This is a genomic window from Paenarthrobacter sp. A20 (genome assembly GCF_024168825.1).
Lineage (GTDB): Bacteria > Actinomycetota > Actinomycetes > Actinomycetales > Micrococcaceae > Arthrobacter.
Genome location: NZ_JALJWH010000001.1, coordinates 69134 through 92824, shown reverse-complemented (window position 1 = coordinate 92824; position 23691 = coordinate 69134). Strand labels below are relative to the sequence as shown.

At 61.1% G+C, this 23691-nt stretch carries 24 protein-coding genes; 13 read left to right on the top strand and 11 right to left on the bottom strand.

Features of this window, described 5'->3' with window-relative positions:
- The 6 genes from J3D46_RS00445 to J3D46_RS00420 all read left to right on the top strand — a co-directional run bounded on the left by J3D46_RS00445 (position 1) and on the right by J3D46_RS00420 (position 6106).
- On the top strand, positions 1-930 hold the full coding sequence (locus J3D46_RS00445; RefSeq protein WP_253464512.1) for a carbohydrate ABC transporter permease: 930 nt from the start codon (positions 1-3) through the stop codon (positions 928-930).
- On the top strand, positions 927-1826 hold the full coding sequence (locus J3D46_RS00440) for a carbohydrate ABC transporter permease (protein WP_253464510.1): 900 nt from the start codon (positions 927-929) through the stop codon (positions 1824-1826). The genes J3D46_RS00445 and J3D46_RS00440 overlap by 4 nt, the downstream gene beginning before the upstream one ends.
- A gap of 59 nt (positions 1827-1885) precedes the next feature.
- Positions 1886-2989 (top strand): Gfo/Idh/MocA family protein, encoded by a 1104-nt coding sequence (locus J3D46_RS00435; RefSeq protein ID WP_253464508.1) that lies wholly within the window; start codon positions 1886-1888, stop codon positions 2987-2989.
- A gap of 1 nt (position 2990) precedes the next feature.
- Positions 2991-3737, top strand: coding sequence for a ThuA domain-containing protein (locus J3D46_RS00430; RefSeq protein ID WP_231342703.1), 747 nt, complete (start codon positions 2991-2993; stop codon positions 3735-3737).
- Positions 3738-3741: 4 nt separating this feature from the next.
- Entirely contained in the window at positions 3742-4971 is a 1230-nt protein-coding gene (locus J3D46_RS00425) for a Gfo/Idh/MocA family protein (protein WP_231342697.1), read from the top strand.
- Positions 4972-5920: 949 nt separating this feature from the next.
- The gene (locus J3D46_RS00420; RefSeq protein WP_253464506.1) at positions 5921-6106 is read left to right on the top strand and encodes a hypothetical protein; all 186 of its coding nucleotides are present in this window, start codon (positions 5921-5923) and stop codon (positions 6104-6106) included.
- 139 nt (positions 6107-6245) lie between these two features.
- Here the strand turns inward: J3D46_RS00420 and J3D46_RS00415 are convergent, their stop codons facing one another.
- From J3D46_RS00415 to J3D46_RS00405, 3 genes are all read right to left on the bottom strand, one after another.
- Complete coding sequence (locus J3D46_RS00415) at positions 6246-6968, bottom strand: hypothetical protein (protein WP_253464504.1); 723 nt, start codon at positions 6966-6968, stop codon at positions 6246-6248.
- Between the two features lie 147 nt (positions 6969-7115).
- The gene (locus J3D46_RS00410; RefSeq protein WP_253464502.1) at positions 7116-7553 is read right to left on the bottom strand and encodes a hypothetical protein; all 438 of its coding nucleotides are present in this window, start codon (positions 7551-7553) and stop codon (positions 7116-7118) included.
- 877 nt (positions 7554-8430) lie between these two features.
- On the bottom strand, positions 8431-9324 hold the full coding sequence (locus J3D46_RS00405; protein WP_231343090.1) for a LysR substrate-binding domain-containing protein: 894 nt from the start codon (positions 9322-9324) through the stop codon (positions 8431-8433).
- Between the two features lie 116 nt (positions 9325-9440).
- Here J3D46_RS00405 and J3D46_RS00400 point away from each other — a divergent pair, with 116 nt between their 5' ends.
- The 3 genes from J3D46_RS00400 to J3D46_RS00390 are packed head-to-tail and all read left to right on the top strand — an operon-like array spanning position 9441 to position 13134.
- A complete protein-coding gene (locus J3D46_RS00400; RefSeq protein ID WP_253464488.1) occupies positions 9441-10205 on the top strand; it encodes an enoyl-CoA hydratase/isomerase family protein in 765 nt (254 codons plus the stop codon).
- 17 nt (positions 10206-10222) lie between these two features.
- Positions 10223-11815 (top strand): acyl-CoA synthetase, encoded by a 1593-nt coding sequence (locus tag J3D46_RS00395; protein WP_253464486.1) that lies wholly within the window; start codon positions 10223-10225, stop codon positions 11813-11815.
- A complete protein-coding gene (locus tag J3D46_RS00390; protein ID WP_253464484.1) occupies positions 11812-13134 on the top strand; it encodes an MFS transporter in 1323 nt (440 codons plus the stop codon). Before J3D46_RS00395 ends, J3D46_RS00390 begins: the two co-directional genes overlap by 4 nt.
- Before the next feature lie 142 nt (positions 13135-13276).
- Here J3D46_RS00390 and J3D46_RS00385 read toward each other — a convergent pair whose 3' ends face one another.
- Entirely contained in the window at positions 13277-13603 is a 327-nt protein-coding gene (locus J3D46_RS00385) for a hypothetical protein (RefSeq protein WP_253464482.1), read from the bottom strand.
- 208 nt (positions 13604-13811) lie between these two features.
- On the opposite strand from J3D46_RS00385, the gene J3D46_RS00380 reads away from it, so the two are divergent.
- The 3 genes from J3D46_RS00380 (at position 13812) to J3D46_RS00370 (ending at position 16780) form a co-directional block, all read left to right on the top strand.
- Positions 13812-14306 carry a DUF6301 family protein gene (locus J3D46_RS00380; RefSeq protein WP_253464480.1) on the top strand — a complete coding sequence of 165 codons (495 nt, stop codon included), beginning with the start codon at positions 13812-13814 and terminating at the stop codon, positions 14304-14306.
- Positions 14307-14750: 444 nt separating this feature from the next.
- A complete protein-coding gene (locus J3D46_RS00375; protein WP_253464478.1) occupies positions 14751-16298 on the top strand; it encodes a hypothetical protein in 1548 nt (515 codons plus the stop codon).
- Positions 16295-16780: a DUF6301 family protein gene (locus tag J3D46_RS00370; RefSeq protein ID WP_253464476.1), complete on the top strand. Its 486-nt coding sequence runs from the start codon at positions 16295-16297 to the stop codon at positions 16778-16780. The genes J3D46_RS00375 and J3D46_RS00370 overlap by 4 nt, the downstream gene beginning before the upstream one ends.
- 22 nt (positions 16781-16802) lie before the next feature.
- Here J3D46_RS00370 and J3D46_RS00365 read toward each other — a convergent pair whose 3' ends face one another.
- The 5 genes from J3D46_RS00365 to J3D46_RS00345 form a co-directional block, all read right to left on the bottom strand.
- Positions 16803-17201 carry a hypothetical protein gene (locus J3D46_RS00365; RefSeq protein ID WP_253464474.1) on the bottom strand — a complete coding sequence of 133 codons (399 nt, stop codon included), beginning with the start codon at positions 17199-17201 and terminating at the stop codon, positions 16803-16805.
- Between the two features lie 76 nt (positions 17202-17277).
- Positions 17278-18483, bottom strand: coding sequence for an ABC transporter permease (locus J3D46_RS00360; protein ID WP_253464471.1), 1206 nt, complete (start codon positions 18481-18483; stop codon positions 17278-17280).
- Between the two features lie 5 nt (positions 18484-18488).
- A complete protein-coding gene (locus tag J3D46_RS00355) occupies positions 18489-19406 on the bottom strand; it encodes an ABC transporter ATP-binding protein (RefSeq protein WP_253464469.1) in 918 nt (305 codons plus the stop codon).
- Positions 19407-19489: 83 nt separating this feature from the next.
- Positions 19490-19639, bottom strand: a complete 150-nt coding sequence (locus J3D46_RS00350; protein ID WP_253464466.1) for a hypothetical protein — start codon at positions 19637-19639, stop codon at positions 19490-19492.
- 7 nt (positions 19640-19646) lie between these two features.
- On the bottom strand, positions 19647-19805 hold the full coding sequence (locus J3D46_RS00345) for a hypothetical protein (RefSeq protein WP_231343151.1): 159 nt from the start codon (positions 19803-19805) through the stop codon (positions 19647-19649).
- 339 nt (positions 19806-20144) lie between these two features.
- Between J3D46_RS00345 and J3D46_RS00340 the strand changes: the two genes are divergently transcribed.
- Positions 20145-20747: an NUDIX hydrolase gene (locus J3D46_RS00340; protein ID WP_231343146.1), complete on the top strand. Its 603-nt coding sequence runs from the start codon at positions 20145-20147 to the stop codon at positions 20745-20747.
- Between the two features lie 8 nt (positions 20748-20755).
- On the opposite strand, the gene ggt is transcribed toward J3D46_RS00340, so the two are convergent.
- Together ggt and J3D46_RS00330 are read right to left on the bottom strand one after the other, a co-directional pair.
- Positions 20756-22591 carry a gamma-glutamyltransferase gene (gene ggt, locus J3D46_RS00335; protein ID WP_253464463.1) on the bottom strand — a complete coding sequence of 612 codons (1836 nt, stop codon included), beginning with the start codon at positions 22589-22591 and terminating at the stop codon, positions 20756-20758.
- 107 nt (positions 22592-22698) lie between these two features.
- Complete coding sequence (locus tag J3D46_RS00330) at positions 22699-23640, bottom strand: hypothetical protein (RefSeq protein WP_253464461.1); 942 nt, start codon at positions 23638-23640, stop codon at positions 22699-22701.
- Positions 23641-23691 lie beyond the last annotated feature (51 nt).

Here is a 23691-nt window from a genome sequence, read left to right as displayed (position 1 = left end):
ATGGCCATCAAAACAATCCCGCCAAGCCGCACAAGCGGACGCGACCGCGCCGAGCGCAAGCTCGCGTTCCGCATGACCGCGCCGTCGCTGGTCATCATGGCGCTGGTGGCGGCGGTCCCCATCGGGTACGCGATCTGGCTCTCGCTGAACCAGTACAGCGTCCGCACCGCCGGACTCTCACGCTTCGTCGGGCTGGACAACTACATCGCCGCGCTCACCAGCAACGAATGGTGGGCGGCTTTCGGCCAGACCTTCCTCTTCGCGGGTCTCTCCGTGAGCCTGGAACTCATCCTCGGCACGGCCATGGCGCTCCTGCTCAATCTCGCGTTCAAGGGCCGCTCCGTCCTGCGCACCGTGGTGCTGTTGCCGTACGCGATCATCACCGTGGTCAGCGCCATCACCTGGCAAACGATGTTCCAGCCCAACATGGGCCTGGTCACCAACGTCCTCTCCACGCTGGGGCTGCCGGGCGGCGACGTCGTGTGGCTCGGTGAGCACGGCTATGCGATGGCCGTGATCGTCATGGCCGACGTCTGGAAAACCACGCCTTTCGCGGCACTCATCATCCTGGCCGGCCTGCAGGTCATCTCCGCCGAAACATACGAGGCCGCGGAACTCGACGGCGCCAGCAAATGGCAGACCTTCGTCAACATCACCCTGCCGCTCCTGCGCCCGGCAATCGTCCTCGCCGCGATCTTCCGCACCATGGACGCCCTCCGCGTCTTCGACCTGCCGTTCGTCCTCACCCGCGGCGCCAACGGCACCGAATCCATGTCCATGCTCGCCTACACCCAGCTGCGCGAAAACCGGCTGGTGGGCGAAGGATCGGCGCTGTCCATCCTGACCTTCCTCACCGTCATGGTGGTCTCGGTCATCTACGTCCGCTTCGCCGGCGGCAACATCCGCGACGTCGCGAAGGAGGAACAATGAGCACGTTGACTGCAGAACGCCCGACGGCGGAACTCGCCACGCGCCCCAAGGCGCCGAAGCGTCGCTTGCGTGGGGAATCGAAACTGCATCCCCTGGTGTGGGTGTTCGTCATTGCCGTGATGGGCTTCTCGCTCATCCCGTTCTACTGGCTGGTGAACACCTCCCTTAAGAAGGGTGCGAGCCTGTCCCAGGGCGAGCTCTTCCCGAGTCAGCCGACCCTCGAGAACTATCTGGTTGTTTTCCAGAACCCCGAGTTCCTCCTGGCCTTGCGCAACTCGGTGATTATCGCCGTCGTGACTACAACAGTCGCGCTGGTGTTCGCGTCCTTCGCCGCGTACGCGCTGGCCCGGTTGAAGATGCGCCGCAAGGCGATGATCCTGACGCTGATCCTCTCGGTCACCACGTTCCCGGCCATCGCCATCGCAGCCCCGATGTTCTCCATCTGGCGCGAAATCGGCCTGTACGACACACTGCTCGGCCTCATCATCCCGAAGCTGACGTTCGCGTTGCCGCTGGCTATCTACACACTGACGTCGTTCTTCAAGGAGATCCCCCGCGAGCTGGAGGAATCCGCATACATGGACGGCGCCACACCGTTTGTCGCCTTCCGCAAAGTGATCCTGCCGCTGGCGGTCCCGGGCTTGGCGACGACGGCGATCCTGGTGTTCATCTCGGTCTGGAACGAATTCCTCCTGGCCGTCACGCTGACCACCTCACCCGAAGCCCGCCCAGTCCCGGTGGCTATTGCGTTCTTCAGCGGAACCAGCGAGTTCGAGCAACCATTGGGCACCATCAGCGCCGCGTCGGTGATCATCACCATTCCGTTGGTCATTCTCGTGTTGCTGTGCCAGAAGCGCATTGTTTCGGGCATGACGGCCGGCGCCGTCAAGGGCTAATCCTTTCCAGATCACCCATTCAGACCACTCATTCAGAACACAGAAAGAACAGGAACAACGTGAGCATTCAGCAGCAGGCCCCGTCCACAACCCTCAAGGTGGGAGTTGTGGGCATCGGTTGGGCCGGCCAGCAGCACCTCAAGGCGTACAGCACCATTCCCGGCGTCGAGATTGTCGCCGTCGCGGGCATGGAAGCTGACCTTCTCGCCCAGCTGAAGGAGGAATACAGCATTCCCCACGCCTTCGCCCGTTGGGAAGACATGATCGAGCTCGAAGGTCTCGACGCCGTCAGCGTCGCCGTGCCGACGTTCCTGCACGCGCCCATCGCGATTGCGTCGCTCGAGCGGGGACTGCATGTGCTGAGCGAAAAGCCGTTGGCGCGCAACGCCGTCGAAGGTCAACAGATGGTGGACGCCGCCCGCAAAGCCGGCCGCGTCCTGGACGTCGCGTTCAACCACCGCCGCCGCGGCGACATTCAGGCACTGAAGGAAGTGATCGACGCCGGCACGCTGGGTCGCCCTTATTACGCCAAGGCGTCGTGGCTCCGCAGGCAGGGCATTCCGATGCTCGGCAGCTGGTTCACCAACCCGGAACTCGCCGGTGGCGGTCCGCTGGCTGACATCGGCGTGCACGTGCTGGACTACTCGCTGCACCTGTTGGGCGAGCCCAAGGTGCTGGCCGTTTCGGCGTCGACCCACTCCGAACTCGGCCCGCGCGGCCTCGGCGGCAACGCCCGCTACACGGCGTCGAACTCCAGCCACAAGTTTGAAGTGGAAGACTTCGCATCCGCGTTCATCCGGCTGGAAGGCGGCGGTACCTTGATCCTGGAAGCGGGATGGGCCACCTACCGCGACGAGCGGGACCTGATGGACTTCACGGTTTACGGGACCGACGGCGGCGCGGACTTGCGCTCGGTCGGCGCCTCCGAGAATCCGGTTGCGGACGTCCATGTCTTTACCGAGAAGGACGGCGAAAACGCCGACTTTGAAGTGGTGGCCGAACCCGGGCGAGCCCACCAGGCCGTCGTCGATGATTTCATTGCCGCCGTCCGCGGTGGCGAGACCGTGTGGGGAAGCCACGACGGTTCGCTTGCCCTTAGCCGCGCGCTCGTGCTCGATGCCTGCTACAAATCCGCCCTCGAACAACGTGAAGTGGTGCTCTGAAATGTCTGATTCAAAACTGAAGGTCGTCGTCTGGAACGAAGCCGTCCACGAGGCCCGCAACGAGCCTGCGACCATCGGCGAGATGTACCCGGCAGGGATTCACGGCGCTATTGCGGCCGGGCTCCGGGGGTACTACCCGGACTCCGAAATCTCGACAGCAACGCTGGCCGATCCCGAGCACGGACTCTCCGAGGAAGTCCTGGAGCAGGCCGACGTGCTGCTGTGGTGGGGGCATATCGCGCATCAGGAAGTCAGTGATGAAGTGGTGGAGCGCGTGCAGCGCCACGTCCTCGGCGGCATGGGCCTGGTGGTCCTGCACTCGGGGCACTTCGCCAAGATCTTCACCCGATTGCTAGGGACCACCTGCTCGCTGAAGTGGCGCAACGAGGGCGAACGCGAGCTCGTATGGACGGTCAAGCCTTCGCACCCGATCGCCGCTGGAATTGAAAGCCCCATCGTGATTCCGCAGCAGGAAATGTACGGCGAACTGTTCGACATTCCGGAACCCGATGACCTGATCTTCATCAGCTCGTTCACCGGGGGAGAGGTGTTCCGCTCAGGCGTGACGTTCTCCCGTGGCAAGGGCCGGATTTTCTACTTCAGCCCCGGCGACCAGGAATACCCCGTGTACCACCAGCCGCAGATCCAGAAGGTCATCGCCAACGGTGTTGGTTGGGTGGCGCAGCCTGGTGTGTTCCGGGAGGCTCCCGAGGTGTCGAACCCTTCGCGGGGCTGGTTCGAGGCCTAAGACGATGAACACTCCTCTTCCTAGTGGACGTCCGTTGGGCGTGGCTGCCATCGGTTACGCCTTCATGGGGAAGGCCCACTCGAACGCGTGGCGGAACGTGGCCAGCTTCTTCGACGTCCCGGCCGTCGAACAGAAAGTGCTGGTTGGCCGGGACGCCTTGGCGGTGGCCGAGGCCGCTGCCAAGTACGGTTGGGCCGAGTCAGCCACGGACTGGCGTTCCGTGATTGCGCGGGACGACATCGACATTGTGGACATCTGCGCACCGGGCTGGATGCACGCGGAGATCGCTCTGGAAGCTCTGGCTGCCGGGAAGCATGTGCTCGTGGAGAAGCCGCTCGCCAACACTCTGGAAGAGGCCGAGTTGATGGCTACCGCCGCAGTGTCGGCGCGGGACCGTGGTGTGCAATCGATGATCGGCTTCAACTACCGCCGCGTCCCTGCACTCGCATTGGCCCGCGAACTGATTGCCGAAGGACGTCTCGGAACTGTGCGGCACGTCCGTGCCGCCTACCTGCAGGACTGGCTTTCCGACGTCGAAACCCCCATGAGCTGGCGGCTCCGCAAGGAGACGGCCGGCTCCGGAGCGCTGGGCGATATCGCCTCCCACGCCATCGACCAGGTCCAGCACCTCACCGGGCAGACCGTCACTGAAGTGACGGGGACGCTGCGGACCTTTGTGACCGAACGCCCCGGTGCCGCTGGGCTGGAGAAAGTGACAGTCGACGACGCCGCGTGGGCCACCTTGGGTCTGACCGGCGGCCTCAGCGCGTCGGTAGAAGCGTCACGAGTGGCTACCGGGCAGAAGAACTCTTTGAAGATTGAGATCTACGGGTCTTTGGGTTCGTTGACGTTTGATCTGGAGAACCTGAACGAGCTCGGTTTCCTGGACGCGACGCTTCCCGTGCGGGAGCAGGGCTTCCGGCGGATCCTGGTCAACGAGCCCGAACACCCGTACGTCGATGCGTGGTGGCCACAGGGCCACGTCATCGGTTGGGAGCACACGTTCACGCACCAGATCCGGGACTTCCTGCTTGCCGTTCGCGACGGCAGCGAGCCGTCGCCGTCGTTCGATGACGGGCTGCAGATCCAGCGGGTGTTGGCTGCCGTCGAAGAGTCGGCACGGAACAGGAGCACCGTGACGGAGGTTCGATCTACGGGCGAGATCAGCGACCCCAGATGCCCTCGTAACCAGAGTTATTTAGAGAAACAGGGTTGTCTAGAGGTCTCAGGCTAGGGACCCGCGTTGGAGTATTAAGGGGAGCCCGGACAGTATCTAAGCCCGTCGGGAATTGCGGCGAGAAGTTATTCCAGCATCGATAGCCATAGCGGCTGCCGCTACAACGAAACCGATACCGAGTGCAGGCAATACGCCGTAGATCGGCCAGAATACAGCGAAAGAGATGAATCCGGCCAGGAAGATGATGATAGTGCGACGCATTCGAGGAGTCACTTTCATGGGATGACGCTACCACGGCAGTTTTGTCGTGGTAGCGCCATATCGGTTCAATTTCAGCTAGTGGCCGCGCCCCAGACGCCGCTGACGAACGCCCAGAACCCGCCTACCGCCATCGCGCAGTAGAAGGAGTTGTCGCTGCACCACTGGTTGAGGTCAAGCTCAGTTCGCGGGGGTTGGTCAGCGACCAGCTGCACCATATTGACGGAGCCAACTTGGAAAGAATTGAGGGCTGCGCTGCTCGACTTATTGGAAGTGGATTCGCCTGCCAGCACTAAATCCCCATTCCAGCAACGGAAGTCTGATTAGGGTAAGTTCTCGGCATACTGAAACCATGAACCAGCCGCAGCCGTGCGGCCTGAAAGCTGCTCGCTGGCTCGCCGACGCCTTCCTCGACCACGATGGCGGGTTTAGCAGATGCTTGAGACCCCTAGTGTGAACCCGGTCGCGTTGAGTCCGCTTCGCGGCGAATGATTGCCAGGCTGTGCCGATGTGAAGTTCAGGCGAAGTCCGGGAATCGCGAGGTGAGTTTCGCGGCGCTGAATCGATTGTGGTGTTTTGTAGGTAGGTCAGCCGCTCGGCATTGACGGGAGGTGACACGTCTCCGAACAGGACGCCATCGTGTCCTCGGTCTGCCACGGATACCTCGGATTGCTCAACACCAGGCTTTCGGACGGCAGCCTCCTACCAGGAGGGCCGGAAAGTAACCGGCTTCGCGTGGCAGGAAGAAGTGCTGGCTCGGGTCGACAAGCTCGTGCCGTACAACGCGGAGGAAGAGATGAAAGAACGCGGAGCACTCTATGAGAAAGCCCTGCTCCCGTTCGTCTCCTACGCCATTGCTGACGGTAACCTCGTCACGGGCCAGAATCCTGGATCGGCCAAAGCGACTTCCCAGAAGGTTGCGGAACTTCTCTAAAGCGTTTGGCGGGATAGTCCGAGAGGCGCGTGCCGGCGTCGTGGTCCCCTTTGGTCCGGTGGCGCTGCGAATAACAGCACCTGTACAGACCGCGAGGGCCGCGACCCTTGAGGGTCGCGGCCCTGATCGGGCGGGGCTGCTACTTGATCAGTGCTGCTGCCTGCTCCATGAGGTCGCTGGCCGTGGCCACGCCGTTGGCGTCAGCGCCCTTGCCGGATGCCGTAGCGGAAATCAGCACCCCATCCTTGATGGCGTAGGCCATGTAGGTGGTTTGTGCCGAGCCGCTGGCTGTGGACATTTCGGTCTTGTAGGCCACAGTTCCGGGGACCGTGCTGATGCCGTCGAACTTTTCAGTGGAGACGTTCATCGATTGGCCGGACATGGACAGCGTCATTTTCGCGCACTTCTCGGCCTGCGCGCCGCTCTTATCGATGCTGTCCTGGAGCTTCTGCTTATCGAGCCCGGAGGTCAGGGTCACCATCGTCATGACCCCCGATTCAGAGTCCAGATCTGCGCCGGCCGCCGTGGTTGAACCGGCGAGGGTCTCACTGCCACCCAGCGTTGCAAGGTCCTTGCACTCAGCCGGTTCGATGGTGAACATGCTCATGAGCGCCTTCATGGGATTCTCCTGGGCGAGTTCCTCACTTGAAGCAACGGTCAATTCCTTGCCAGACTTCGGCTTGATCTGCTTGACCAGTTCAACGAGCTCGTCGTTGGTGTACTGCTTGGCGGTGGTGGGCGTGGGCGACGCCGTAGCCTCTTGCGAAGCGCTACCAGTGGAGCCGGCCGACCCACCACATCCTGTCAGTGCCATCACTACCAACGCCGACATACCGACGCTCTGCAGCGCAAACTTCTTCACTCTATTTCTCCCATTGGGTCTACTTTTACGGCCGGGGTGGTCCCCAGTTGAGATAACGCTATCGGTCATCAACGTGTGGGCGCCGCTGGCTTGAGACGGGGGAAGTTCGCCATCCAACGTGCCTCCGCGTCCCTTTGCGGCTTTGAGTCAGGTTCGCTTGCGGCTCGCGATCAAGTCAGAGAGGTGCTGCACATCGGCGAGGTTCGCGTCCGTGGCCAGTGCAACGTAGTGGTCCATGACGGCTGGCCGGTAGCGCACTGGCAAAGTCTGTCCTGGGGCGAGTCGGGTGAGAGCGGTGATCGTTAGGCTTTCGTCTGCGATGCCACGAAAGGAGATACCGTCGGCGGTTTCTACGTCGAGCATCAGGACAACGCGCGGGTTGCTGTTGACCTCCCGCCAGTCGACGAGAACACCGAGCGCAAGCGTCCCATTTCGCAGCTCCGCATTGCGTTTCCGCCCTTCACTGCTGAGGAGCGGATTTGGGGCGACGCCCGGGAAGCTGGGTCCGACGCCGAGCGACTCCCGACTCAAGTCCGGCCTGAGCTGCTCCATCAGGTCGTTGAGCTTCTTCTTCGAACCGAACATTCTGACCTCTCCCCCCAACAGCGGTGCCGGAATTTCGGCCTTGAGATTCGCCTCACCGCGATTCTATGTCATGGACATTCCCGGCCACGGTTGCGAATCTGGCACACCTCCCAACGTCCACGAGAATTGCCGATGGTCTGCGTAGCATTGGGCCCAACAACTCTTTGGGGGAGCAATGAATTTAGGTCCGGCCTTTGGAATCATCGGGATTCTATACGTTATCTTTGTGATCGCGATTGCCGTCCTGGCGGTGTATGCCTTGGTCTTGACCATTATCTTCTTACGGCTGCGAATCGCTGAGTTGAAGAGGGCGGCACGCTCCGAGGAGGGTTAAACCATTGCCTGGTCTTGTGCCAAGTGCAGAGTCCATTGCTGCCCTCATCGAACTGATCGTGACCTCAGAATGGCCTCACGGGGAACAGGAGCAGGCCGAGTACTTCCAAAGGCTCGGATTTCAGCAGCATGCAATGAATGCCGACTCTCCATTAGTCCTTAGTGGCGAACTGTTGAGTCCCTATTTAGCCCCTGCAGCAGGCTCTTGGATGTCGTATAGAGGTGACTTGTTTTGCATAAACCTCTCCTTATACGAGGAGTCTTCCGGCCGATCTGCCACGTCCAGACTGGGCTACGACCTGATCTTTGCCTTTCTTAGGGCCAAATATGGTCCCCCAGTGGATGAGACGAATGCGAAACCCGGAATGACCTCCGCCATGTGGAGGGTCGGGCAAACGGCCGTGGAGATGTATTTCTTCGTTGCCCCTACGCCATCGGTCCAAATCGGTGTCCTACACGCCGACCGGAGCGCAACTTTTGAAGGTCGCCGTTCCAACTGAATAGCTGGTCGCCGACTAAGCCAAAGTCAGCCCCGGCAAGGAAATCACCCGTGTCCACCCGCCTCCAGCCCCGCGCCAACAGCCGCCACAAACGCATCCGTCTCAGCTGACCTCCTGCTCTTCAGCCACAGCGCCGAGGTCCGCCATGCCAACGGATCACCAACCAATGGCCGCCACACAATCCCTGCAGGCAGCGGCGTCCACGGCTCCTCATTGAAATGCACCCCGCGGCCAGCCATGATCAGCCCGTGCGTGAAGTGCTGGTTGCGTGCGTGCACGATCGCGGCAGGAAGATACCCGGCGTCCCGGCACGTGTGCAGGAACGAGTCGTACAGGGTGGGCGCCATGTGCCGCGGGAAGATGATCAACGGGCTCCCGGCAAGATCGCCAAGCCGCACGGAAGAAGCAGAAGCGAGCGGGTGCGAAGCATTCATCACCACGCCCAGCGCCCGCGAGAACACCGGCCCCGACTCAAAACCCACGCTGCTCAAAGGGTGACGGACCACCGCAACGTCCAGTTCGCCGTCGCGCAGTCGCTCAACCTGCTCAACGGTGGTGAGCTCATGCAAATTCAGCAGAACGTCAGGCGCAGACGCAGCAAAAGAAGAAACCATGGTGGACAGGGCAACAGGGTTCGTGTCCGGCGGCACGGCCACCTGCAGGATGCCCGACGCGCCAGGCCGGATCCGCCGCATCGATTCCTGCGCCATGGCCACGTGATCCAGCACCCCACGCGCATGCTCCAGCAGCAAAGCCCCGGCTTCGGACAGTTCCACACCAGTGCGCCGCCGATGAAAAAGCAGCACCCCGAGCTCTTTCTCCAAGTCCTTGATCCGCTGCGACAGCGGCGGCTGGGCCATGTGCAAACGCTGCGCCGCACGGCCGAAATGAAGCTCCTCGGAGAGCACCACAAAGTACTTGAGATGGTGGAGGTCCATCGCCGCACCATATCAGTTTGATATCAAGCCGAGTAGATATTGATGTTAGACGGGTCACATTCACCGATGGTCAGATGGGACTCAAGAAACCCCAACGAACCAAAGGAAACTCCCCAATGTCCCAGGACGTCCTCTTCGAACAGACCGGCCCCACCGCCATCATCACCCTCAACCGCCCGGACAAACTCAACGCATGGACCGAGGCAATGCGCAGCGAACTCATCGACTACCTCGAAGGCCTCAAAGGCAACGACGAGATCCGCACGGTCATCCTCACCGGCAGCGGCCGGGCGTTCTGCGCCGGGCAGGACCTGGCAGAGACCGCGTCCATGAATCCTGAGGATCACGAGTCCGCGGAAGCTTGGATCGACGGTTTCGACCGCCTCTACCGCGCCGTCCGCAACCTCGACCAGATCACCATCGCTGCCGTCAACGGCGTCGCCGCTGGCTCCGGTTTCCAGTACTCGCTGCTCGCGGACCTCCGCGTTGGCGACTCGAAAGTCCGCATGGGCCAGCCCGAAGTCCTCTCCGGCATCCCCAGCATCACCGGCATCTGGGCCATGTGGAGCATCCTGGGCAAGTCCAAGACCTCCCAGTTCGTCCTCACCGGCGAGCTGGTGGATGCTGCCGAGGCTCAGCGGCTCGGCCTCCTTAACTACCTGGCGGACGACGGCGGCGTGCTGGCTTACGCCAAGGACCTCGCAGCCCGCTTGAGCCTCCTTCCCCCGGGCGCAGTCCGCCTGACCAAGAACCGCCTGCGCAGCCTGGAAGACGACGACCTCAGCGACGCCATGGCAGAAGCCAAGCGCGTGCACCGCGAGGCCTACGGCACCGGCGAGCCGCAGCGCGAAATGGCCCGCTTCCTCGCTGGCCGCCGCTGAACGGACGGGATCACACCATGAAAACCGCAACCCAAGACCGCTATACCGAACTGCGGAACAGCCACCGCTGGGAGGTGCCTGAGCTCTACAACATGGCCGTCGACGTCGCCGACCGGCACCCAAGGGACAAACGCGCACTCATCCTGGAGTCCGCCGTCGAAGGTCAACGTGAGGTGAGCTGGGGCGAGATCCAGGACCGGTCCCGCCAGATCGCCGCCACCCTCCAAAAGGCCGGCATCAAGAAGGGCGACCGCGTCGCCGTCCTGCTGCCGCAGCGTTCCGACACCCCGGCCGCCTACTTGGGCGTTCTGCGGACCGGCGCCATCCTGGTCACGATGTCCCTGCTCTGGGCAGCGGAACCGATCCGGTTCCGGTTGGAGGACAGTGGCGCGTCGGTGATCATCGCCGAGGAGTCAGCGCGGCCCTTGTTCAAGGACTTCGAGGGTACGTTCATCGACATCGACAGCCCGGCCATCAAAGAGGCAACCACCGAATTCCAGGATGTCGAAACCAAAGCTGAAGATCCCGCCCTCATCTTCTACACTTCGGGCACCACCGGCCGTGCGAAAGGAATCGTCCACGCGCATCGGACCCTCCTTGGCCACAACGAGTTCGAGTACTGCCACCAGATCTGCGACGGCGATGTGTTCTACGGTGCGGGGGACTGGGCATGGTCGCTGGCCAAGCTCATGGGCCCGCTCCGGCTCGGCGCAACGCACCTGGTCTTCCGGCCCAACGGCGGCTTCGACCCGGCAGCCCTTCTAGACAGCATGAGCCGCCACCGCGTCACCAGCGCGCTGGTGAACCCGACCTTCCTGCGGAAGATGCGCGAAGACGTGCCCGACGCCGGTACCCGCTTCCCGCTGCACCTGCGGACAGTTTGCTCGTCCAATGAGCCGCTAACGCCGGACCTGATCACCTGGTTCGAAGCGCAATACGGCGTGACGCTGCTGGACTACTACGGTTCCACCGAGTCCTACCCGCTGCTGGGCAACTATCCGGATGTTCCCGTGAAACCCGGGTCCATGGGGCGTCCACTTCCTGGATGGGAAGTCCGCCTGCTGGACGACAACGAGCAGGAAGTAGCCACGGGCGAGACCGGCGAGATCTGCCTCCGCGCGCGATCCAACCCGCAATTTCCCTTGGGATACTGGAACATGCCGGAGGCGTCCGCCACCGCATTCGGAGGCGGTTGGTACCACACCAAGGACCAGGCCTATACGGACGATGACGGCTACTTCTGGTTCCTGGGGAGGACCGACGACGTCATTAAAACGTCCGGATACCGTGTGGGGCCCTATGAGCTGGAGGCAGTCATTCGCGAACTCGATCCCGTCAGGGACGTGTCGGTCACCGGAGTGCCCGACGAGCTCCGCGGCCAGTCCATCAAGGCATGGATCGAACTGATGCCCGGTCACGCTGGGGGAGCGGACCTGAGCGAAACCATCGTGGCGCACGTGAAGGAGAACTTCTCCCGCTTCGCCTACCCACGATTCATCGAATACGTCACCGCGCTGCCGAAGTCCGCCACTGGAAAAGTCCAGCGGGCCCAGCTCCGCGAACTCCCACACGTTGTAGCCTCTCCCCGCCTCGAAGGACAACAATCATGAATACGATGACCGAGAAAGTTGCAGACACTGAGTCTTCCCCCCGGCGCAGCCTGAAGCGCGTCGCCGCGGCAGCCGCCGTCGGGAATTTCGTGGAATGGTTCGACTCCGCGGCTTATGCGGTCATGTCCGTCACCATCGCGAAACTCTTCTTCCCGGATTACTCCACGACGGCGTCACTCCTGGCCGTGTGGGCGATCTTCGCAGGCGGTTTCATCGCCAGGCCGCTCGGGGCGGCTTTCTTCGGACGCTACGGTGACCGGATTGGCCGCAACAAGATGCTGGGCCTGTGTGTGCTGATCATGAGCGCGGCGACGTTCTGCATCGGAATCCTGCCGACGTTTGCGGTGATCGGCGTGTGGGCTCCGATTCTATTGTTCGTGTTCCGCGCCGTGCAGGGCTTCACCACCGGCGGTGAGTACACGGGATCGTCGGCGTTCATCGTTGAATACGCCCCGGAAGGTAAGCGGGCGACGTACGCCAGCATTATCCCGGCCACTGTCGGGCTGGCTTCGGTTGCGGGGGCTTTGCTGGGTGTCGCGATCACTTCCACGTTGAGCCCTGCTGATTTGCAGGCGTGGGGCTGGCGAATTCCGTTCCTGCTCGCGGCACCGCTGGGTCTGATCGGCCTGTATATCCGGTCCCGTGTGGATGACACTCCGGTGTTCCGCGGTCTGGAGAAGACGGGCGAAGTTGCCAAGCGGCCTCTGGGCGACGCTATCCGGATGTGCTCGCGCCAGATCTTCACGCTCTTTGGCTACAGCATCACCAACGCCATCGCGTACTACCTGATGAGCAGCTACATGATCGCCTACATGACCTCGAGCCTGGGCTATTCCTCGGCAGAATCCATGATCACTAGTGTGATCACCATGCTTGTCTACACCGCGGTTTGCCCGTTGGCAGCTCGTGCCAGTGACCGGTACGGCCGAAAGCGGATGCTGCTGGTGGCCTGTGTGGGCTTCGTGGTGATGACCATTCCGGCGTTCTCCATCATGCCGCTGGGTCTCGGTTTCGCGATCCTGGGGACCAGCGTCCTGGGTGCATTGGTGGCCGTGATCGGAACATCAAACGTGCCTGCTTTGGTGGAGATGTTCCCGTCATCCGTCCGTGCATCCGGCTCAGCGATCGGGTACACCCTGGCCTACGTGCTGTTCGGTGGAACCGCTCCCTTCGTGGCCACCGGCTTGGTGGCCGGCTTCGGAACCCCGCTGGCCCCGGCCTTCTACCTGATGGGCATGGCGCTGGTATCCGCTGTGGTGGTTGTCCTATTCTTCCGGGAGACCAAGGACCTCTCGCTGTCGCGGACCACGGTCCTGTAGTTCTTGCACCTGTGAGAGAGGTCGGGTCGGGCGCACGTCAGCGCCCCACCCGACCTCTTTCTGGTGCACGAAAAAAGTGCGTACCCGCCCGGCGATTTATGCGCGGTTGTTGGTCGCATGGTCGAACTCAGGCGGATGGATCTCAGGCAGAGCTAGGTGTACCGCCCAGCCTCACAACGAACTCTTCAACCCTGGCGAATACCTCGGCTTGGGCCTGCTGGGAGGCCCGCCAATCGTCAGGGATCTGCAAAGAGTGGTCTGCCCCAGGCACCTCAAAGAACGTTCCTGCACTCTCAGATTCACGTCCTCCATCCCAGAGCTTGTCCAGAGAACCTCCGATAAAGAGGTCGTCCTTCGACGATGCGCAGATGGTGCTTCTGAGCCGCTCATCAGTGAGCAGCGGGGTCAGCCAGATTCCAGGGGTACGGGTCTCCTCCGCCCAAAGGATAGACAAAGTACTGAACGACATGGCGACGATTTTGGTTTTTCCCGGACGGCCGTGGAGGCTTCTTGCCCAGGTGAAGGATTCCACGAGGCATGCTTCTTGGCGCGGGCGAGTGCCCCCGGAAGGGCAAAAGAATTGATAGTTACGTGTCATTAGCAGTCCGAGACGTCTTCTACACTAGGGAAAATGCCCAGACGATGGCGTCCTGAGGCCTGGGCCCTGGGGAGGACAAATGACAGAAATCGTGACGTGGAAAGCCATGAGCCCGGCCGAGGTCTGTGACCTCATGGACTTCTGGGCTGCCGCCGCGTGGCCGCTGACGCGGGACGAAATGCAGCGCCTCGCCGTCGAGCGTTATGGCTGGAGCATCGAGGTGGAAGACGACGTTCCCTACCTTATGAACACGGTATCGGGCTTCACTATCCCGGACGTTTCGACGATTGGTAGCGAGGGAGCTCTCAGCTACATCAGCCTGCGGATCTCTGACGTAATCCGTAGGATCACGCCGGAATCAACTGAATTCCTCGGGGACAACTTTGCGCTCATGGTGCGTGAAGGAACGGAGCGCTGGGGAAAGCAGCTGATGCGAGCGTCTGCGGGCTCGGAGTCGGCGAGCTGGTGCTTGTCCTCCGGTGCGCGCATCTCATTGAATTGCCATCCGAAGAGCCTCAGCGCAATGTTCCAGACGCCGCAGGGCGTCGAGCTCGACCGGACGTCGGGGAACTGAGGTGGCTCGCGCCAAAAGGCTCCAACGCCGCTCTCCTGAACCTCCGCCGTCGAAGTTTCTGGCCCCAGGCACTTATGCCGTGTAGGACGGCGTCGAGATCCGACTGTCTACAAAGGGCCAGGGCTGGGAGCTCTGGAGCAACGAGCGAACTGCGGGCTTCACCAGAGACGAGTATGGCCGGTATGTGCGGCGAGTCACCGTGGGGGACCCGCTGGAGTTGGAGTGCTTCAGACTCGAGTATCACGGCATCTACCGTGGCATCACCATTGCGGTCCAATCGCCTGAAGGGCCGGTGATGGCCTGGACGAACGATTCGACGTCAGTTGCTGAGGGGTTTCGGCAGGTCGATCGTGGTGAATACAGGAAGTCCATCCCCTTGGGCGACCCCGACCTCCGTATCACCACCCCGCGAACTCCCTTTCCCATGCCATGGAGGAAGACCACATGAAAGACCTCATAAGACCGGGACGTTATGCCGTTCTTGACGGCGTTGAGTATCAGCTCCAGCCCCGAGGAGATATTTGGGTGCTGTGGACGGATCAGCCAACGCCGGGATTCACTCCTTTGGGTAAGCGCGGATTCATCCGGGAGATCGGTCGGGAGGAGCAGTTGGAGTGCCATGAAGTCGTTCGTCGTGGCACTTATCGAGGCTTGATCGTCGAAGTCCGACTGAGTGGCCCACACGGACTCATGGTGAGCACCCTGGAACCCTCAGCTGGTGACGAGGGGTTTGAACGACTTGATCCCCGTGACCCGGATCGGGTCAAAAATATCCCACATGATGACCCGGACCTCCATTTCAGCACTGTCAGAAGACGGGTGCCGATGCCGTGGACTGAGCGGACGCCAAACGAGCAGGCTGCGTTCGACTGGAACGACTTCCGCGATCGACTCGCAGCCACCCTCCGATCCGTATCGGATCGCGCCTATCTGATCATCGCCTCTGACGTGTACCCCAACCGGTATGTGCAATTCGCGGGGCAGGGCGACCGTCTTGACGCCGAGGCTCCAGGAAAGGATGTAGCGGTTAACGCCGACGAGTCCGTGCTGAGGGACGCCGGCTGGCAGGCACCCGGCCTTGCGCAGCCGAACTGGTCCTCCGTTCTGCCGCTTCCAGCGTTGACCTCGGAGTACCGTGAGCTCGCAGAGCGGTGCGTCGCCGCATTGCGGAGTTCCTACGGCTTAAAGAGTCCTGATGAGCTCAGCTATCGGGCCTGGCGGGAGGCAGAGCAGATACCAGTAGGACAGACCTGGTCCGCAGAACGGGTGGCCCGGATGGACCCCGGTTCCGCTTCCTTGGACCTCCCCGGTCTGGGGCTCGACTCGAACCACGTCGACGCACTGGGGACTGTGGAACGAGAGCGCCGACCCACCGTGTTCGTCAGCGCCCTGGACCACCCTCTGGTCGAGCAAATTCTCAATACTCTGCCCATGAAGGCGATCAACCCTCGCGTGAAGCTCAGCCTGCTCACCCACCCCGACGCGGTTCTGGAATGGAGAAACCTGTCGACGACGAAGGTCATCGCTGTGACCGACGATGGCACTCTGGAATTGCGCCATGCCGGCCTCAACCGCACAAAGGTAGTGGCCCGGGCTGACTCTGTGCGGCCCTTCGCCCTTGACGTGGTGCAGGGGATGCTCTGGCCGGAGAAGCAGATAGCCACCTTTGAGGATGCACCTGGGGTTGATGTAAAAGTCGGGCCCCATGGTACGGAGATTCGTTGGGGACGCGGTCATTGGGTGGATTTCATCGGCGGCTTCGAGACCTTCCGTGCGGCCTACCCTCTGATTCACTTGCTCAACGCCACGGACGCCGAGATCGCCCAGTCAATCGAGGCCGATGACGGCAGACCCCTTTTCCGCGTGGGTGAGACGTTGAAGGATGCCGCTGCCGCGGCCGGGTACGATTTCAACTTTTTCAGCTATTCCGCGTGGAGGGTCTGGATCGAACGAGCGAAGAACGCGACCCCCGGAAGAGGACGAAACACATGACATGGAAATCAATGCCCCCTGCTGAGCTCTGCGACATCATGGACTTTTGGATTGCAGCCCCTTGGCCGATGTCGAAGGATGAGGCCCAGCAACGTGCTGTGGAGCGGTTCGGTTGGACCATCGAAGTGGAGAACGACACGCCATATCTAATGAACACAGTCTCCAACTTCACCACCGCTGATGTCATGACCATCGATTACAAAAACGTGATGATGGATTTGAGCCTCGACACGTCGGACACCATCCGGGAGGTGACACCGGAGTCCACCGCATTCCTCGGCGACGCCCATACGCTCATGGTCCGTGAGGGCGAAGCACGGTGGGGAAAGCCGAAGCTGGAGCACTTCGAAGAGACCACAACAGCGCTATGGAACGTCGACGGCGGTGCAATAGTCTCCTTCAGCTTCCTTCCCAGGGGTCTCTCTGCTGAATACGAGACACCGCAAGGTGCAGAACTGGAGCGGAAAAGCGGCGATCGATGACGTGTGCAGGGGCGCTCGCTGATCAGCGTGCGTTTTCCCTTTGCTGGTCGGGCGAAACCTCATAGCCGCTTACGTGGAAGTGACCGTACCGGCGTAGGCAAAGGTACATACCGATGAACGTGACAAAGCCCAGGACCGGCCCCGCCCATCCAACGATTGAGGAGCCGCGCAGAAGTGTGCCTACCACGGCGAAGACGGTAGCCATGATGACAATCGCCGGGCTGTCCGGACCTGGCTTGTACTGAACTTTCCGGCCGATCTGCCCATAGAGCAAGCCCACAACTAAGGGAAAAACGATGCAGACCCCGCCAGCCACCAAGAGCCAGGGAATTGGGGCCAGCGTCGCCATGCCGATTGTCAGTCCGTACCAACCCGCCAACATCAACCAATAACCGGTGGCACTCTTGCCATGGATCTTCATAGTGTTACGACGCCCCCATCATCGGGTGCCCCGCATAGCCACTGATGAATCACACCAGTAGTCACAAGGCTCGCTGTCACCGGCCGCCGCTACTTCCCAGGCTTCCGACTACACCGCGTCTTGCTCCCTTCCCCGCGTACACGCGGCGCCCAATGAAGAAGGCCAAGGAACTGGCAACTAGGAGGACTGCGCAGCTGACAATCAGCTCGGCCGCCGAGACGTTTCCGAAAGCGTTCCTGAAGAGCAGGGTGCTGGGGGCCGTCGGTGGAAAGAACGTGAACAGCTGAACAATCTGGGATCCAGGCTCCTCAGATAGCAGGCCCAAGGCGTAACCCGGGGCGAACATCAGAATGACGAATAGCGTGGCGAAGGCCGAACCTTCACGGACGCTTCGAAGCCGTGCGCCGATAGCTGCGTGAATGGAGACCATGAACACTACGCCGAGCAGAAGGATTAGCAGCCCTACAACCATTTTGGAGCCATCCAACACCCAGGTTTGGAATGCCGGTAGGGGCAATCCGAGGTCCCGGCCCACGGCCACATAGACCACTACCAACGGCAGAGACATGCTCAGGAGCTGAACCAGTCCCAGGACAGCGGTGGTCAGGATCTTGGTTGCATAGACACTCGCCGGGGATGTATCCAGAAAGAGCACCTCACGGATTTTCTGTTCGCGCTCCTCAGCGAAGCTGGACATGATCTGGTTGCCAAGAAAAATGGTCACTACGAAGTACAGGAGCAGGAAGAGCAGGGGAGGCACCACGGAAGACAACCCTGGATCGGCACTGCCATTCCTGTAGCCAACACGATTGACCTCAATGCTGCCGGTCAAAGGCTTGGCTAGCTCAGGTAGTGCGGCACCTCTGATCGTGGAAATTTGCAACAGGTGGCGGGCCAGGGGCGTAGACCGTTGGTCGCCTACCAGTCCTTTGTTGTTCTCGTAGATGTCAATGCGGCCATTTGCGGGATTGACGGGGAAAACCAGCAGTGTCTGTGTTCTTCCTTCCTCAACGTCATGGATGGCTGAAGCAACATCAAAAACCTGGGTTCCACCTGACTCTTCGGCAAGTTTTACGTCTATCACGCAGCCGGGATCCACGTAGTTGAAGTCCATCACGCCCACCGTGCTGTTTGCGGCGTTCTTTTCTGCGGCTGCAGTGCCAACCTGTGCCAGAATCACCAAAACGATGACAACGAGTGGAACCGCTAACGTGGCTCCCCAGTAGCTTTTCCTTTTGAAGTGGCGTTTGAGTTCGAAAGTGAGAAGGGTCCAGTTTGGCATGACCATCAGTTCAAGGATCCCAACTGTGCTGAATCGCCATATACGCCCACGAATATCTCGTCGAGGCTCGACAACCGCGTGCTGAAGTCTGTCACCTTAACTCCGGAATTGAGCAGCCGACCCAACAGCTGGTTCGCCGAATCGATCCCGTGCCGTGAGTCCAGCAGGAGGGTGCCATTCTCTGGCATCTCTACATTCCACTCACTGGCGTGCGGCGGAAGAACACCTGTGTAGCTCAATGCGGTACGGCGCCCACCGAGCTTCTGCTTGGCTTCCTCCACTTCGCCTGCAAAGTGTTGCTTGCCCTTGCGGAGAAAGAGGACATTGTTTGTGAGCTCTTCAACTTCATGCATTTGGTTTGTCACCAGAATAAGAGTGGCACCGCGGAGGAGATGCCGTTCCAGGTAGGTTTTAAAGATGGCCTGGTTTACAGGGTCGAAGCCGCGCGTCGGCTCATCCAGGACCAGGAGGTCAGGGTTGCCAACGAACGTGATTCCCAGATGGATCTTCTGCTGCTGACCGTTGGACAGTGTTTGGATTGGTGATCGTGCATGCGGGGCCAACCCGACGTCGTCGAGGTACTCGTACGCCTGCGAACTGGCGTCATGATGTGTGAGGCCGCGAAGTTTCCCGAATAACCGCAGCACGTCCAGAGGAGTATCGCGTTGGAAGTTGCCACGTTCCTCCGGCAGGTAGCCGACGGTGCATGGATGGCCGGCGTCGTAGGGTTGGCCGGCTATGTTTGCCGTACCTTCGCTGGCATTCAGCAGTCCTAGGAGACAGCGGACCAGTGTGGTCTTTCCCGAGCCATTCGGCCCTATGATCGCCAGCGATCCCCCGGCTTTCACAGAGAAAGAGACGTCGTTCAAGGCCTGGAATTGCCCGAAGTTCTTGGAGAGGTTCTCAACGTTGATGAAATTCATGCGTCCTCAATAGGGGTCACTTCGCGTTGGAGAAGCCGCGCCCGGCCTGACTCAGCGTCGGGCGCGGCTCCGGTGATGAACGACTACTTGCTCTGCTTCTTGTAGACGACCCAAGTTGCAACCATCGCAACTGAGGCCGTGAAGGAGAGCGCGGCCATCGGGGGATTGCTGAACAACGCGATGACAGCCGTGATGAGGAACAGGCAAGCTGCCGTTAGCGTCAGTAACTTCATTTTGGGCCTAACCGCAGCCGAGCATCGTTGCAAGCGCACTCAATGAATACGCAATACCGCCGATAATGAGTGTCGCACCGCCCGTGAATGCCGCCGCAATCAGTGAACCTGTAGCGACGATATGCCCGAGAAACCCAGCCAAACAGCTAATTTGCTGCCAGTTCATTTCTTCTCCTAGAGAGTGGGGAACAGATTTCTTTGTAACGGATTCCCCCATGGGCAAGATCGAGAACCGCGTCGGATTCAGCCTGCAACATGAAAAAGGCACTAGGTGTTGGGGATAGCAGGAATGAGTGGTGATCGAGGGCGTCTAGGTGCTCTATAGGCCAAATTTGAGTGTTTGTTGGGGTCGTCTAGGTGGCGCCGGTCCTAACGGGGATGCCAGGACTCCGCCATGAAATGGAGCTCAGAACTGGTGGTCTACTGTTTCCGGAATCATCGTCGCCATTGCATCGTTGGTCATGGTGTGGAGATACAGCCGGGAGCTCAGGAACAACCGCCCATCTTGACCGAGCCGGATGAACTGTGGCGAAAACTGTGGAGCACCCGGGCCTACAAGGGCTTTGTCACCATCAACAGGGACACGTATCTGGAGGCCGACGGATCTGTCTCCGAATGGGACGTTATTGCCGGCCCAGATTCGGCTGCCATGCTCGCCTTCACCGAGGGTGGCGCCGAGGTGGTGATGTTTGAACAGTTTCGCGTGGGCCCGGGACGGACACTACTGGAACTTCCCGGCGGCTACGTGAATCAGGGCGAGACCCCGGAATCTGCTGCCAGACGCGAGTTGGCAGAGGAAACCGGCTACGAATCATCGGCGATCTACTACACAGGATCCGAGTGGAGGTCCGCCCGCTCGTCCAGTCGAAAGCATGTGGCTATTGCAGCAGAAGCCCGCCCCGGGGGAGACCCATCGTGGGACGCCTCCGAGGCGGGCTTTGTACGGCTACTCCCGAGCCACGAACTGCTCGATTTCCTTCTCAGCGGTGACCTGACAGACGCTGGACTTGCTTGCCGTGGTTTGTTGAAATTTGCTCTGAGCTCCCAGCAGGACGCTGCCTTGGAGAAGCTTCAGGTGACGGTCCGGAGCCTCCTGTCAGGTTACTGACGCGCCCGCTACCTACCGGGTTTTACCGGTTTCACCACCAGCGCTGAACCGCCGCCTCGACGAACCGGCTCGGCGGCTGCGGTCATCTTTCCGTCTTTACCGAATTCGATGGCCGTCGCAGCACCTATCTCCGCCGCCGATGTGAAGGCATCACCCGCCGGCACCAGTGTGTGGCCAAGCGCCGTCAGCTCCGGACCATAGGCGTCAATGAAGGCAGGCTCGGAACTGACCGTCGCTCCATTCCGCGGTGCAGCACGTGGCGCAGCGAGCGCTTCGGAGACCGTCATGCCCAAATCGACGCGATTGAGGATCGTCTGCAGCACGGTAGTGATAATGGTTGATCCGCCGGGGGACCCCAGTGCCAGGAATGGCTTCTGGTCCTTCAAAATAATGGTCGGCGACATTGAGGAACGCGGCCGTTTGTTCGGCTCGATCCGGTTGGGATCCTTCGGGTCATAGACCGTGCTGAAGTCAGTCAGCTCGTTGTTCAACAGGAAGCCCCGGCCCGGAACAACAATTCCAGAACCGCCGGTCTGCTCGATCGTCAGCGTGTACTCCACCACGTTGCCCCACTTATCGGCGACCGTCAGATTCGTCGTGGAGATGTTCTCTGTATCCGTCTCATTGGCGAGTGGTGCCACGGCAGCCGGGCACGCGCCGTCGAACGTTTGTATGTTTCCCGCAGCAACAGGCTTGGGGGCGGCCGCCGTGGGATCGATTTCGCAGGCGCGTTCCTTGGCGAAAACTGGGTCGAGCAGGGCTTGGGTGGGGACATTCACGAAAGCGGGATCGCCCACATAGGCGCCCCGGTCCGCGAAGGCGAGCGAGCTGGCCTCGAAGTAGTGGTGCAGGGCGTCGACCGGCTTCATGTCCTTGAGGTCGTAGTTCTCCAGGATGTTCAGGGACTCACCCACCGTGGTGCCGCCGCTGCTGGAAGGGGCCATGCCGTAGACGTCGTAACCCCGGTATTCCACCTTGGTGGCGTCCTGGTCCAACACCTTGTAGTTGGCAAGGTCCTGCGTGGTCATGAAGCCGACAGGAACGGGAAGTTTGGTTTCCGCGGTTTTCGGCGGGGCCTGGACGGTCTTGGCAATCTCCTCCGCGAGCCGACCGCCGTAGAAGGCGTCGGTGCCCTCCTTTGCGAGCAACCTGTACGTCGCCGCGAGGTCATGGTTCTGGAAGACACTTCCGACGGCGGGAGCGTCACCGCCGGGAAGGAACAGATCCCTTGTGGGGGTAAATGCGTCAAAGCGGAGCTTATTGTCCAGTGTTTGTTGCCGGAAGGTCTCGTCCACTACGAAACCGCGGTTAGCCACCTTGATGGCCGGTTTCAGGGCTTCGCCGAGGTCCAACGTGCCCCAACGTTCCAGTGCACGCTCCCACGTCGCAGGTGTGCCTGGGACTCCGACGGACACGCCGCTGGTGACGAGCTCAGGCGTGAAGTTGTACGGCTTCTTGGTGGCCGGGTCAATGAATGCGTCAGTTGGCATGCCCGCCGGAGCGGTTTCACGGCCGTCAATGGTGCTGACTTGTTTGGTCTTCGCGTCGTAAAAGACGAAGTATCCGCCGCCCCCGATGCCTGCGCTGTAGGGTTCGGTAACGCCTAAGGTTGCGGCGGCGGCGACGGCTGCGTCGGCGGCATTGCCACCCCGTTTCAATACGTCGATGGCGGCCGCGGAAGCTTCCGGATCCACGGTGCTGACAGCGCCTCCGTAGCCTGTGGCCGTGGCTTTCTTTTCAGTTTCGCGTGGATCTGCGAAGGCCGGACTGGCCATCGCGCCGCTTGTCACGGTTAGTGCCAAGGCTGCCGTGACAGCAGCCAGTTGACGTCTCACATGTGTCATGGTGTCTCCCAGAGTTGGTCCAGACGGTGATGTGGGTGGACGGTCCGGTTACCCTACCGCGGGGCTGTGCGGGGAACAACGGTTGATTGTTGAAGCAGAATGGGGTGCTAGGCAGGGTTCGAAACCCGGCGGGCAAGGATGGCTCGAACGCCCAGCCCCGCCAATCCGATGGCCAAAGCCAGGAAGATGGTAGGTCCTGCGCCTCCATCGGGGCCAAGCGTAGCTGTCAGTATTTGTCGGCTCATCAAGAGCATTTCCGGGACGTCCCCCGCCACTACGCGTGTCCCCAGGACATATTGGACGGAGGTGAAGAGCGCGGGAACAAACCACAAGAAGGCAAGGTTGGCCACCCAAGCCACGGTGCGGCGGGCGGGCTTGTTGCCGCACCAAGCCAGCGCACAGCCAATCAGTGCGGCAGGGAGCCAGCGCGCAATGGTGGGCACAGCGGTGGGGAGATTGGTGTATCCCGCAACGCTGACCACCCATTCGACTCCCCAAGAGGTGACGGGAACAGCCATGAGTCCCACGCCGATGGTCGTCTTCACCGTTGAAGGTGAGGCCATCAACAGAAGAGCTATCAGTGCGGCAATGATGGATCCGATCACGCCTGCCAGCAGCCCAGCGAGGTAGACGCTGGACATTGATCCGACAGCGAGGCCTTCATTGAGCACCGCGAAGGACTGCGCCGTCGCCGTGAACTGAACTGCGAGAACGCCCCCAGCTGCGCACCACGTGACCAAACGCCGGCGCACCGGTGCCCAGATCCGCACCGTTAATCCGGCGGCAGCACCGCCCACGCCAAGGAGTGCCACGATGCTGGTCAGTTGATACTGGTTAAGGGGCAGCAGCCCCACAGGCATCTGATCCGGCAGGACCTCGGTGGCCCATAGGTTCTGCAAAGGCAACGTCGCGCCGGTGATCCACCAGGGGGCCAAACCAAGTGCTCCAGCAACAATGCCGAGCAACCATCCCAGCGCGGCGTCACTGACGGAGGCCCGCGGAGGTTTGCTGGATGTGGCTTGTCCCATAACGGGCTCTGAGTGGCTCACGGAAGCTCCTAGGGTTGAGTCACGGGGTGGGGCGCCCTGGTCATGGAGCGG